The sequence below is a fragment of the Brevibacterium paucivorans genome (assembly GCF_016907735.1).
GTDB classification, from domain to species: domain Bacteria; phylum Actinomycetota; class Actinomycetes; order Actinomycetales; family Brevibacteriaceae; genus Brevibacterium; species Brevibacterium paucivorans.
Map to the genome: position 1 here is coordinate 1,405,767 of NZ_JAFBCP010000001.1, position 12,982 is coordinate 1,418,748.

At 57.5% G+C, this 12,982-nt stretch carries 10 protein-coding genes; 2 read left to right on the top strand and 8 right to left on the bottom strand.

Annotated features, from left to right (window positions below; all coding sequences use genetic code 11):
- Positions 1-145: 145 nt before the first annotated feature.
- The 7 genes from JOE56_RS06555 to JOE56_RS06585 all read right to left on the bottom strand — a co-directional run bounded on the left by JOE56_RS06555 (position 146) and on the right by JOE56_RS06585 (position 10,223).
- Positions 146-2,272: an HNH endonuclease signature motif containing protein gene (locus tag JOE56_RS06555; protein ID WP_204515351.1), complete on the bottom strand. Its 2,127-nt coding sequence runs from the start codon at positions 2,270-2,272 to the stop codon at positions 146-148.
- 333 nt (positions 2,273-2,605) lie between these two features.
- Complete coding sequence (locus JOE56_RS06560; RefSeq protein WP_204515352.1) at positions 2,606-4,030, bottom strand: LPXTG cell wall anchor domain-containing protein; 1,425 nt, start codon at positions 4,028-4,030, stop codon at positions 2,606-2,608.
- Between the two features lie 199 nt (positions 4,031-4,229).
- A complete protein-coding gene (locus tag JOE56_RS06565) occupies positions 4,230-5,414 on the bottom strand; it encodes a hypothetical protein (RefSeq protein WP_204515353.1) in 1,185 nt (394 codons plus the stop codon).
- 193 nt (positions 5,415-5,607) lie between these two features.
- Positions 5,608-7,026 carry a hypothetical protein gene (locus JOE56_RS06570; protein WP_204515354.1) on the bottom strand — a complete coding sequence of 473 codons (1,419 nt, stop codon included), beginning with the start codon at positions 7,024-7,026 and terminating at the stop codon, positions 5,608-5,610.
- A 128-nt stretch (positions 7,027-7,154) separates the two neighbouring features.
- Positions 7,155-8,471 (bottom strand): MFS transporter, encoded by a 1,317-nt coding sequence (locus JOE56_RS06575; RefSeq protein ID WP_204515355.1) that lies wholly within the window; start codon positions 8,469-8,471, stop codon positions 7,155-7,157.
- Between the two features lie 36 nt (positions 8,472-8,507).
- Positions 8,508-8,903, bottom strand: a complete 396-nt coding sequence (locus JOE56_RS06580) for a MarR family transcriptional regulator (protein WP_204515356.1) — start codon at positions 8,901-8,903, stop codon at positions 8,508-8,510.
- A 192-nt stretch (positions 8,904-9,095) separates the two neighbouring features.
- Positions 9,096-10,223, bottom strand: coding sequence for a diacylglycerol/lipid kinase family protein (locus JOE56_RS06585; protein ID WP_204515357.1), 1,128 nt, complete (start codon positions 10,221-10,223; stop codon positions 9,096-9,098).
- A gap of 92 nt (positions 10,224-10,315) precedes the next feature.
- Between JOE56_RS06585 and serS the strand changes: the two genes are divergently transcribed.
- Both serS and JOE56_RS06595 read left to right on the top strand, forming a co-directional pair.
- Positions 10,316-11,602, top strand: coding sequence for a serine--tRNA ligase (serS, locus tag JOE56_RS06590; RefSeq protein ID WP_204515358.1), 1,287 nt, complete (start codon positions 10,316-10,318; stop codon positions 11,600-11,602).
- A gap of 25 nt (positions 11,603-11,627) precedes the next feature.
- On the top strand, positions 11,628-12,461 hold the full coding sequence (locus JOE56_RS06595; protein ID WP_204515359.1) for an HAD-IIB family hydrolase: 834 nt from the start codon (positions 11,628-11,630) through the stop codon (positions 12,459-12,461).
- Here the strand turns inward: JOE56_RS06595 and JOE56_RS06600 are convergent.
- Entirely contained in the window at positions 12,416-12,982 is a 567-nt protein-coding gene (locus tag JOE56_RS06600) for a hypothetical protein (protein WP_204515360.1), read from the bottom strand. The genes JOE56_RS06595 and JOE56_RS06600 overlap by 46 nt on opposite strands.

Below are 12,982 nucleotides of genomic sequence, written 5' to 3' on the forward strand. Positions count from 1 at the left end.
AACAATATTTGTAAGTTTTGTTCGTCACATTTTTCGCGGTCTCCAGTGAATCTTCAGTTGTTAAGCAGGTCACACGGATTGCGGGTTGTGTTACTGAGAAGCGCGTGTGAGCCCACAGGGCAGCCGGACGACGGGAGCCAGGCAACTAGAACGGTGGCGGGTCATCGCCGGGCTGCGGGCTAAACGCTTCCCATGGATCCATGGGTGCTGATATTGGCGCTTGTGCGGTGGCGACAGCTGCATGCGGGGCGTGGATGACAACTTGCGGGACGTGCTGGGTGGTTGTTTCTGTGGTTGTTTCTGTGGCCCCCGTTCGTTCACGAGCTTCGCGCTCCTCGGCAAGGAACTTGTCGATGCTGTGGCTGACGTCGACCTCGCCGGTGTCAAAGTATTCAAGGAGCTGCTCAAAGTGAGCCTGGTTGATTCGTGATTCCGGAGGGTAAACCAGCGTGGTACCAATCCGAGGGAATTCCCAAGCGAGTGCCCCGTCCTCTCGTCTAGTCACGCTGATTCGTTTTTGTGTTTTCTCTTGATGGTGCTTCTTGCAGAGTGGGTGTAGGTTTTCGAGCACGGTCTGCCCGCCTTGCGTGGGCTTAGCGTGATTGAACGGCTCGATGTGGTCTTTTTCACACACTCTGGCTGGTACAGGGCACCAGGGCACAGAGCAGTCATCCCACCTGGCTTCCAAGGTGCGTTTCAGTGGTGCGGTTACTCGGTATTTGGTGGGCGTCGATTCGAGTACCACGCCGGTTTGCGGGTCAGTGAAAAGTCGGTACACCCATGTTGCGTCCATGAGCACTTGGTCTGCAGTTTGCGGGTCGATGGGTATGCGGTTGTTCAGCATGACTGGCACATGCACTCGATCTTTAAGCGCTGGCTGAAGCGCGTGCTCATCAGGCACGATTCCATGTATTGAGTTTTCATCGAGTCGCATTAATTGAAGGTGTTTACCCGGCGGGCTTTCCTTGTTGAGCCCTTGGCGTGAGACTTTGCCAGGTGGTTTTTCTCTGACCATGTGTATGAGGGGAACCGTCAGGTTGATGCTGGCTTGGGATTTCAACCACTCTTCGTCGGTGGGCATCGAAATGTACAGCTCGAGTTCGTGTACGTTCTGTGCCCGGTTCGCTTCCCATCGATCTTCGAACACGGGCATCTGGGTGAGTCCCGAAGCTCCTTCGCGACCGCTCTTGCGCTCGGACTTTTCAACGCGTGCGGGTGCCTGCTGGCGAGTGGGAATGATCCGGGCCCGCACAGTAGTCGATGGTTTGGAGCCGAGAAGCAAATCAAACATCAGCTGGTTCATCAGCCGCTCGTCGTCGATCACTACCTTGCCGAGATCACCCACTCGCATCTCGGTCTTTCCGCTCGATGGGCGTGTGAAGAATACCTTGTGGTCTTTTTCGTCAAGGGTCGTGGTGAACGGGTCGATGTGGTTGGATTTGATCGCTTTGGCGGACCCGCGAAGTCGTTGAAAAAACGCTTGAACGCGAAGCGTGGGACCGGTGACTCTGAGCGTGGAAGTGCCGTCGCCGTTGTCCCAGCACTGGACAGTTCGGTTTCGTGTGGCGTCATCATTCCGCGACTGTGGCGACGTGAGCATCGCGAGGATCTCATTGACATGTTTCCGGTACGTCTTGTTGGTGACATCGACGCGCTTGGCGGTCAGTAATTCATCAAAGCGAGGGATGCATACGCTGGTATAGCTGACCCGGCTGACGGTGTACATGAGCCGGTCAAAACTGACCACCCCTTGCTTCACAAGAGACCAGAGCTTGGGCATCAAAAGCGTTGCGGTTATTATTTTCCGCGCTCGAGTTATCACATTTGGTCCGGTGCAATCCATGATTTCGGCTAACGCGCCAATCGTGGATGACGGCAGTGTCTCCACCAGTTTTTCTATTGCTTTAACGGCGAATGTTCCACGGTTGGGTACGACCACGCACGCCACCGTGTCTTCCAGGTAAACAGTAGGTCGATGTTTGCTCTTGAGTCCGAACGCGGCTCCTTGGCCCGAATCGCTGCCGGCCCCTGTGGTAGCAACTTGGCCGGTGATGGTAGGTGCGACGCCAGGTTCGGAGTTAAACACGGCCCGCAGTTCCGTGGAGTCTTGGTTGAGTGGGGAGAGGTGAGAAATAAGGATCTCGCTGAGTGCTTCTGCGCGTTGGACCTCTATTAAATGGGCCTCACGCTCAACTTCCCTAAATGCATCGAATACGCCGTCGTCCGGGTAGTTGTATGCATCCTCAGTCGATTCGTTGTGTGCGTATAGCATCTTTGCTCACCTCCTTGTGTGTACATTCTATTATCGTTCTAAAATGATGTCAACTCACTATAGCGCTAAAATTAATCAGGTTCGAATCTCATTCGAATTATCTCCTGCGCAAACCGAGCAAAACGGCGCGTTATATTGCGCCGGAACGCTCACTTTGCGCGGAACAGAAGTGGGGCTCGAGCATTCCGCTCGAGCCCCATAACAGACTCCGCCACTTTCGCAGCGGTTCACTCACTCGTTCACTTACTCCCGCGACGTTAAACGGGGGAGGTGGCTACCACCTCGGCGGGGGCGGGGAAGCCGGCTCACCCACCCGAGGCGGCAGACGCACGCCTACTTGTTACGGCGGCGCGTCACCAGGACGGTTGCCGCACCTACCGTGAGGAGTGCCCCACCGGCGATCAGGCCAGTGACACCCATACCGGTGCGGGGCAGGTCGCCAGCCTCGCTAGCGTCACTGCCGGCCCCACTGTCTCCGGCCCCACTGTCCCCAGAGCCACTGCCGTCGCCGGCCTCGGCATCTTCCTCTGAACCAGAGCCGTCACCGGAGTCACCACCGTCGCCACCCTCGGCATCGCCACCTTTGCCTTCGTGGACAACCGTGAAGGTTTCAGTCAGTTCGCCTTGTTCGCTCTTCACCGTGATTTTGTATTTGCCGGCGAAGCTCTCGGCGCTCTGACCTTTCTGAACGCCGTGAATGGCGGTGCCACCGCGGCCTTCTTCATCGGCGGTCCCTTCGCCTTCGAAGTCCTCAACTTTTCCGTCACCGTCAACCTTGGTCACGGTGTACGTGAACTTCTCGTTTGGCTTCATGCCCACAATGCCCACCTGAATGCCAGAATCTTCGCTCAGGAACTCCTTGGTGGAGATCTCGGGGCGGTCAAGCGACATCATGTAGCGCGGTTTGTCTTCGTTGTTGTTACCGGCTTGCTCATCGTCCTTGACGACCTGAAACTCAGCGGTCGTGTCCACCGGTTTGCCGTTTTCGTCGTCCAAGGTCACCGTGTAGTTGCCCAGCAAGGCGTCCAGCTCAGTGTCGGACGCGACCTCAACGTAGAACGAGCCACTGTTCTTTTCAGCGGTGAAGGTGTCGGAGTTTTCGACCCCCGCTTCGCCACCCTTGAGGTTCCACGTGTACTTCTTGCCTGGCTCCAGGTTCTTGTAACGCACGATGAAACCTTTATCGCGGAACGGCGTCACATGGATTTTGGTGTCTTCAACCGCAATGCCTGGCGTAGAGCCGTCGGGTCCAGAACCTTCATCGTCGGTAACCGTGAACGTCTCTTCGAGGTTCAGGTCGCTACCCGTGACAGTGACGATGTATTCGCCGGTAACGTCCTCGAGGTCGTTGAAAATCGAGTGGGCAGTGAAGTTTTCCTTGACCTCTCCCGATGGGCCACTGCCCAGGGTCTTGGTCCACGGCTTAACGTCGCTTCCCTTCTTTGTCACCTTGTAGGTCACCATCTCGTTGGGAGACAGGCCGGTGATGTTAATGGTTACGGTTTTGTCGATGTCCTGGAAGTCCACCGCCGAAATGTTCTTCGGCGTAATCTTCAACTTGGGTTCGGACGGTTTTTCGTTTTCGCCCGCCGGCTCTGAGCTTCCTTCGTTTCCTTCCTTGGAGGTGGGAGCGTCAGTTGCCTTCTGTTGGGCGGGTGTTTCGTTAGGGGTCGCCGAGGTGGCAACGGCTGCGGGACCTGTAAATGCTACGGATCCAGCAACGACTGCGACAGCTGGTGCGAGAAGTAGTTTCTTCATCACTATCCTTTGCTCGTGGGTACAGGTTCCCTTTCACCATGCGCATGGATGTGTGACGCAAACAACTTTTGTAAGTTTTGTAGGCGCGAAAAATGCGGGGTCTGAGCGAACACTCAGACCCCGCACACTGTCGCTTAATGTGGCGACGAGTTTTGTGCTAATAGCCCCGTACTGCGAATGACAGGACTGGTGCTTTGCCTTAGTTGGTGCGGCGGCGGGTGACCAGAACGGTTGCTGCACCCACGGTGAGGAGCGCTCCACCTGCGATCAGGCCGGAGAGTTCCATACCGGTGCGTGGCAGCGTGTTCGAGGACTTTCCGTCACCCTTAGCGTTGTTGCTCTTACCGGAGTCGTTGCCGGTGTTCTTTGCGTCGCTGTTACCGGAGTTGTTGTCTCCGCCCTTAGCCTCGCCCTTACCGGTGTTCTTACCGTCACCCTTGTCGCCTGGCTTTGCTTCGTCCTTCTTACCAGGGGTGTTGGTGACCGTGAAGGTGTCGGTGAGTACGCCTTCTTCGCTCTTAACGGTGACCTTGTAGGTTCCCAAGAAGCCATCGATGCCAGCGCCAGCTTCGCGACCGTAAACGGTGTATGCCCACACGCCGTCCTTGTTGGCCTGAACATGCTTGAAAACGTTTTCGACTTTACCGTTACCGGCCTGCTTGGACACCGAGTAGGTGAACTTCTCGTTTGGCTTCAAGCCGGTCACAACGAGGTCCACACCCTTGTCCTTCTTTACGAAGTCACCAGGGGTTACTTCCTTAGGCGAAACCTTCAGACCGTACTTTGTGGCTTCCTTTTCAGGCTTGTCACCTTCACCAGGCTTAGGGGCCTCTGGCTTCGGAGCTTCAGGCTTAGGTGCCTCTGGCTTTGGCTTCTCAGGCTTAGGAGTGTCGTCCTTCTTGCCGGAGGTGTTGGTGACTTTGAAACTGTCGGTGAGTGCGCCTTCTTCGCTCTTGACGGTGACCTTGTAGGTTCCAACAAAGCCCTGCAGGTCAGCGCTACCTTTTTGACCGTATACGGTGTATGCCCATACGCCGTCCTTGTTTGCCTGGACGTCGTTGAAGAGGGTTTCTACCTTACCGTTACCGGCCTGCTTGGACACCGAGTAGGTGAACTTTTCGTTTGGCTTCAGGCCAGTGACAACAAGCTTGACACCCTTTTCCTTCTTTACGAAGTCACCAGGGGTTACTTCCTTAGGCGAAACCTTCAGAGCGTACTTAGCGGCTTCTTCCTTAGGCTTGTCACCTTCAGCAGACTTAGGGGCGTCTTGCTCGACTTTTGGTGCTTCTGGAGTCGGGGCGGTAGCAGCGAATGCCACGTTACCAGCGAGGGTCATGGAACCGGCTACAACTGCAACCGCTGGGGCAAGCAAGAACTTTTTCATCTCTGTCCTTCGTTATCGCTAAAAATTACTTGGAAAGCATATGAGCATTATCCAAATATCGCGACTTTTGTAACTTTTGGTCGCACAAGTGCTGAAAACGGCCAGTGGCCCGAGCGCGATGCTCGGGCCACTGGCCGTGGTTGCTAGTGCCGTTTGGGTTGCCTTGTGTTACGAGTTACGGCACTGTTTTGTCTTATTTGGTGCGACGGCGGGTAACCAGAACGGTTGCCGCACCCACGGTGAGGAGCACTCCACCAGCAACCAGGCCGGAGAGTTCCATACCGGTGCGTGGCAGGGTGTTCGAAGACTTACCGTTGCCCTTAGCGTTGTTGCTCTTACCGGAGTTGTCGCCGGTGTTCTTTGCGTCGCCCTTACCGGAGTTGTTGTCTCCGCCCTTAGCGTCACCCTTGTCTTTACCGTCACCCTTGTCGCCTGGCTTTGCTTCGTCCTTCTTACCGGGGGTGTTGGTGACCTTGAAGGTGTCGGTGAGTACGCCTTCTTCGCTCTTGACGGTGACCTTGTAGGTTCCAACGAAGCCCTGCAGCCCAGCTCCAGCTTCGCGACCGTAAACGGTGTATGCCCATACACCGTCCTTGTTTGCCTGAACGTCGTTGAAGAGGGTTTCTACCTTACCGTTACCGGCCTGCTTGGACACTGAGTAGGTGAACTTCTCGTTTGGCTTCAGGCCAGTGACGACAAGCTTGACACCCTTTTCCTTCTTTACGAAGTCACCAGGGGTTACTTCCTTAGGCGAAACCTTCAGAGCGTACTTAGCGGCTTCTTCCTTAGGCTTGTCACCTTCACCAGGCTTAGGGTTGTTCGGCTGTGGTGTACCAACATCTTCACGGTCACCGACCACAGTAAACGAAACTGAAGCGTCAAGCGTCTTACCCGACTCATCCTTCAACGTAAGGGTGTACTTACCTTTGAGTTCAGAGTCGGACATCTTGTCAGCACCTTCTACCTTGGCATAGAAGGTGCCACCATTCTTTGAAACACTGTTTGAGTTGAAGGTTCCAGTCGAAGTCTTACCGGATTCCTCGTGCTTGAGAACCCAAGTGAATTCCTTGCTACTCTCGAGGTTCTTGTACGACACCACCATTCCGGCTGCGCGGAAGGCGCCCACGTGGTACTTGTCGAACTGAGCCGACAGCTCAGGGTCACCGGCAGCTTCCTTGTCCTTGTCGATGTAGCGAATAACACCGGCGTTGACCTTGGTGCCGTCTTCGAGGGTGACAGTGACGGTGTAGTCCCCGTTAGGGTTCTTAACGCCGTCGCCACCGCCCGTGACGCCGTCCACGCCGTAAACCTCGAACGTCGGTGTTTCAGCAAGTTCGTCAACGCGAGTGACCAGCTTGAGGCTTGGGTCAGCGCTGTTAGGAGCGTCCACCGACTTGATCTTGGCGCCCGCAGGCAGGTTCGAAACGCTGATCGAAACCTTCTGAGCTTGAACCTTGTCAGCGTCAAGCTTGATGGTGCACTGTGCCCCCTGCTTAGCGTTCAACGTGTTGTTGGAGCATTCGGCAGTGGGGGCGGCGAATGCAGGAGTGCCGGAAAATGCGATAGCACCAGCGACCAAAGCAACGGCCGGTGCAAGAACGAGCTTCTTCATGCGAGTCCTTAGGTTCAGTGAGTAGTAGATTCGAGGGGTCAGAAGTGACTTCTCACACTTAGCATCAACCCGTCGCCAGATCTGCGCAACTTGTGGTCATTTTGGTCACAGCTGAGCGTGTTCGCGTGCTAGACCTCGTCGCCCGCCGTAATAGCTGAAGCCTCTTCTTGTGAGGTGACGTGCGGGCGGCCGATGTCCGTAAAAAGTCTGCGTCCGCTGACGAGAATAGCCATTGACCCAAGCACAGCGACTGTTGCTACGCAGTAGGGTGCTCCCGCACCTGCCATTTCTGCGAGTGGGCCAGTAACGAGAGGCGCGACTGCTCCACCTAAGAACCGGACGCCGGAGTACGTTGAGCTTGTGATGCTGCGTGGAAGGTCAGTGGCCTCCATGACCGCCTCAGTGAGCGCAGTGTTGAGAACGCCGAGAAATAATCCGGCCGCGACGACTGTGCTAACAAGTGTCGGCAAGCTATGGGCTCCAATTGCCATGGTGATGAGGCACGCGGCAAACATGGCAAAGTTGATCGAAAGTACCGGGAGGAGTCCGAACCTGCGGGTCAAGCGCGGAGCTGCGAGCACCGAGGTGAAAGCAAGTGCAAGACCCCACCCAAAGAACACCAGCCCCAGCTCGTGTGCACCAAACGAAACTCCGACACTCTTTGCGGCTGCTTCGAGAGGGTACGGCGAGTAGGCGAGGAGTGTGAAGAATCCGAAGTTGTAACACAAGGCTACGATGCTCAAGAGGAGTAGTTGCGGGCGACGAAGCGCTTTAAACCCTGCCCAAAGAGAAGCTTTTGTCGCCGTGTTGGTGGGTTTTGGTAAAAGGGCGATAACCGCAGCAAGCCCAATCGCCATAAGCGCTGCTGTACCAAAGAACGGCATTCTCCACGAGATCGAACCGAGTGCTCCCCCGACAAGTGGGCCGACTGCTAAGCCAACTCCGAGCGCTGCCTCATAGAGGATGATAGCCTGGCCCGCTCCTCCTGAAGCCGCGCCAACGATTGCCGCGAGCGCGGTCGAAATAAAGAGTGCGTTGCCGAGGCCCCAACCGGCTCGGAAACCGATAATCGCGTCGACGCTCCCTGCGGTACCCGCGAGTGTCGCGAAAAGCACGATGAGAGCCAATCCTGCAGTGAGCGTGCGCTTCACGCCTAGCCGGCTTGAAATGAAGCCGGCGAAGAACATTGCAGCGGAAGTGACTAGAAGGTAGCTCGTAAACAGGAGCATCGTTTGGGAAGGAGTCGAATTCAGTTCGCGGCTGATCGCGGGAAGAATCGGGTCGACGAGACCAATTCCCATGAACGACACCATGCAGGCGAAAGAAATTGCCCACACAGCGATCGGCTGATCGAAGATTGATGGCTGTTTTCCTTTCTTCTGAGCTTCTGTGTCGCGGAGTTTGGTGCTGTTTGGCTTTTTGGAGTTAGGGGGTGTGGGTGACATGCGGATATGGTCTCCAATCGAAGTGCGTGGCTTGCGTTATTCGGAGAGGGCGTCGCCGAGTTTGCCGAGGAGGTTCGCTGCGCGTTGAAGGATTTCGATGTCGTCGGGGCTGAGAGTCTCGAGCGCAGGGCGTACGGATTGAGCGGCTGCAGTGCGAGCCTGCTCGAGTTCCTGCCGACCGGCATCTGTCAGCGTGACCGCGCTTGCGCGAGCGTCCTGGGCGTCGGCGCGACGTTCCACGAGGTTATCGGCTACAAGGCGGTTGACAATCCCGGTCATTGTGGGCTGGGTGACCGCTTCACGCGTGGCGAGTTCGCCTATGCGAAGTGGCCCTCCGGATTGCAGATTGGCAAGGACCCGAATTGCAATGAGGGAGCGCCGTCCATCTAGTCCGCGTGCGTACGCACGTCGAAAACTTGAACTGTGCGCCACCAGCTCATAAGCGAGGCTGTCCAGTGTTGTCCCGTCGTGGTTCAAAGGCGTCCGGCAGTATGCATAGCGACACTATATAGGGAGGCTATGTAAATTATCAATCTTGCTCGGCGCAGATAATTGACGTTAAAAACGTTTAGCGCTGGGCATTCGAAAAACTACGCCCAACACAATCGACTCAATGCCAGAGAGCTACCTACCGATTCCCAGCGACAGTGAGTCCAAACGGATGTTGCGTTCCTGCTCAGGGCTGGGCGTGCGCACCGTCAAAGCGTTCGGCAGAACCGACAACTCCAGGTAGTCGGTCTCGCCCAACACGTCTCCGTCGACCTGCACATCCAGTTCCTTCTCCGTGCGTACCTTCACAGCAGCGCACTTCGTCACATCGGCGTGCATACCTTTACGAGAACGCCCAGCAATCGACGTGACCACGCTGACCCACTCAGCTACATTGCGTGGCGTCACCGTCAGCACGTCCAAGTGCCCGTCATCGATCACCGCACCGGGAATCAACTCAATTCCACCCTGCACTTTTCCGCAGTTTCCACCCAGAATGGACCGGATCTTCCGGGTCTCTTCTTCTCCGTCATCAAACTGGATACGCACCTCGGTGGGCTTGCCCAACAACTGGCGCGACCCTTGCCGCACGTACGCCCACCAGCCCATGCGCGACTTGGCATCTTCGCTGGTATTTGACATCACCGTGGCGTCGTACCCGATCCCCGCCATCACGGTAAACAGCGTGTCCTCACCGTCCGGCGACGTGCGCAACCGCGCCGCATCAATCACCCGATCCTGCCCCCACAGGGCCACACGCATAGCCCACTCGAACCGGTTGAGCGGAATCGACAGGTTCCTCGCGAGCAGGTTGCCCGTTCCCATCGGAATGATGCCCATGGGGACGTCGGTGTCAGCCAACGCCTCCGCGATCGCACGCACGGTGCCGTCTCCGCCGGCCGCGATCACCACCTCGGCGCCCTTTTCACGCGCCTCATGCGCCATGGACGTTCCGGGGTCATCCTTTGTGGTCTCAATGAACAGCGGCTCGTCCCACCCTTCGTTGCGGCACACGGTCGTGGCCACGGACTTCAACGTGTCCATCTCGTTTTTTGTGGGGTTGTAAATGATGGCGGCTCTGCGCCGTGGCGGCTGGGGTGCGGTGTCCGGGGTTTCCACCGCCGAGGTGGTCGCCGCCGTGGTCTGCTCCGCCTCCTGGGGGGCGGGGCGGGCGCTCTTGCTTCGCGTGCCACCTACGAGGTAGCCCACGACGAACGCAACAACAACAGCAACAGCCAGAACGATCCACGCAGTGAGGGTCATAGTCGCTAGTACATCAGATTTGTCTGAGTGCTTGCCTGGGGTTTTTGTGATGTGGTCACCAGCCGTATGGGCTGAACAGGTAGGCTAAAGACGTGATCGATCTAGTGCAGCTCAGAGAGAACCCGGAAATTTTCAAGGCTTCACAGCGTGCGCGTGGGGCCAGTGTCGAACTCGTCGACCAGATTTTGGCAGCCGATTCAGCGCGACGATCCGCTATCGCGGAGTTTGAAGAGATCCGTGCTCAGCAAAAAGCGTTCGGCAAGAAGGTCGCGTCTGAAAAAGACAAGGACGCAAAAGCCAAGCTCGTTGCTGAAGCCAAAGAGATGTCGGACCGTGTCAAAGCTCTGCAGGCTGACAACGACGAAGCTCAGCAGAACTTTGAACGCATCCTCATGAAGCTTCCCAACCTCATCATCGACGGTGTGCCATCCGGTGGCGAAGAAGATTCGGTTGAACTGCGCCGGGAAGGCGCTGTCCGCGACTTCTCTGCCGACGGTTTCGAGCCTGCCGACCACTTAGAAATCGGCGAACGCCTCCACGCCATCGATACCACCCGCGGCGCCAAAGTTTCCGGTTCACGCTTCCACTTCCTCACCGGTTTTGGTGCGCGCTTGGAGATGGCGATCCTCAACCTCGCTATGGACACCGCGCTGAGCGCCGGTTTTACCCCCATGGTTGTGCCTACCCTGGTGAAACCAGAAGTCATGGGTGGCACCGGGTTCCTGGGCGAACATGCCGATGAGGTATATCGCCTGGAAGCTGACGACCTGTTCCTGGTCGGAACCTCCGAAGTTCCACTGGCTGGTTACTTCATGGACGAAATCATCGACCTGTCAGACGGGCCCATTCGGTTCGGCGGCATTTCGTCCTGCTACCGTCGCGAAGCCGGCTCCTACGGCAAAGACACCCGGGGAATCATTCGCGTCCACCAGTTCCAAAAGGTCGAAATGTTCGCCTACGTCCACCAGGACGACGCCGAAGCCGAACACCTCCGCATGTTGTCACTTCAAGAACAAATGCTGCAGGCATGCGAACTGCCTTACCGCGTCATCGACATCGCTGCCGGTGACTTGGGTGACTCCGCTGCCCGCAAATACGACTGCGAAGCCTGGGTCCCAACACAGAACACGTACCGTGAACTCACCTCAACCTCGAACTGCACCACGTTCCAGGCGCGTCGCCTCAAGATCCGTGAGCGCACCTCGGAAGGGCAGACCATTCCCGTGGCCACACTCAACGGAACCATGGCCAACACGCGCTGGCTGGTCCCTATCCTGGAAAACCACCAGCAGGCCGATGGCTCTGTCGCAATCCCCGCCGCCTTGCAGCCATACCTGGGTGGAATGAAGGCATACGGCCCCGACGGCGAAATTTTCTAGTTCCCACTCATCCCCAGGAGGCTTTGTGACACCGCACCTGATTGCGCTCGACATCGACGGCACGATTGTCGACTATGACGACAAACTTTCCGATCGTGTCCGCGGAGTCGTGCGGGCCTGCCGGGCGCAAGGTCACCACATTGTGATCTCCACGGGTCGTTCGCTCTCTGGCGCGTTAGATGTGGCGAACAGGCTGGGCCTCACTGAAGGATTCGTCGTGGTGTCCAATGGTGCGGTCATCGCCTCCCTCAACCCGGACACTGAAAACGGCTACGAACTGGTCCACGTGGAGACCTTCAACCCTGGCCCGGCGCTTACCCGAATGAACCACGCTCTGCCCACCTCGCTGTGCATGGTGGAAGACGCGAACCTGGAACGCTGGGCGTCGGCAGATTTCCCCGTTGGTGATCTGGCAGCCGGCGATGACCTCAACATCGTGCGGTTCGCAGAACTCAAGACCCTACGCGCCACTCGCATCGTGTTGCGGGAACTGCACGGGTCCCGCGAAGAGTTTGCAGACGCGGTCGAAAAGATCGGCCTTCACGGCGTCACCTATTCGGTGGGCTGGAGCAACTGGTTGGATATCGCTCCCGAAGGCGTTTCCAAAGCCAGCGGACTCGCCCGGGTCGCAGTAATGCTGGGCATTGACAAGCAACACACCGTGGGCGCAGGCGACGGCACCAACGACCACGAAATGATGGAGTGGGTCACGCACGGAATCGTCATGGGACAGGCCGGGCAGAAGCTCAAAGACCTGGGGACGGTCATCACCGGGACCGTTCAAGAAGACGGCCTGGCCACGGCGCTTCAGGATTACTTCGAACTGTCAGAGGACGCGATCCGTTCCGCCATGCGGTGACATTCCTCCGCCAACCTGGCCGCGTCGCCCACGTACCTGCAGGCCGCGCTGACCCCAGCCACCTGACCCGGGACTGTCTCGCTATTTTCAGTTACCCCGCCCGAGGTCGTCCGCACCTGGGCGCGCACCATCGCCGCAGCTTGGGCCGCCTCGGCGACCTTGGTGGCCGCGCGAGACATAAGCTCCGGGAGCGTACCCACCTGTGTGCGTACCTGCGCGGGAATCGTCTGCTCATTGACGGGCACGTGCGTGTGAAGCGTGCGCGCACAATCGTCGACCTGTTGCGCCACCTGGTTCAGCGTGTGCGTGAGCGCGGCCAGGCTCTCAGTGGCCTGTACGTGCGCCTCCTGGGTGCCCGCGCCCGCGTTGGCCTCTTCATGTAGCCGGCTCGCGGTGACAAAAAACCGGTCCACTGCACGGTTGAACCGGTCGCGGTGTTGCCGCCAGACACCCGTTCCGTACAGGTCGTCCGGTTGCGGCTCCTTCTTCCGCAACCCCTGGAAGAATCTCGCTATCCCCAC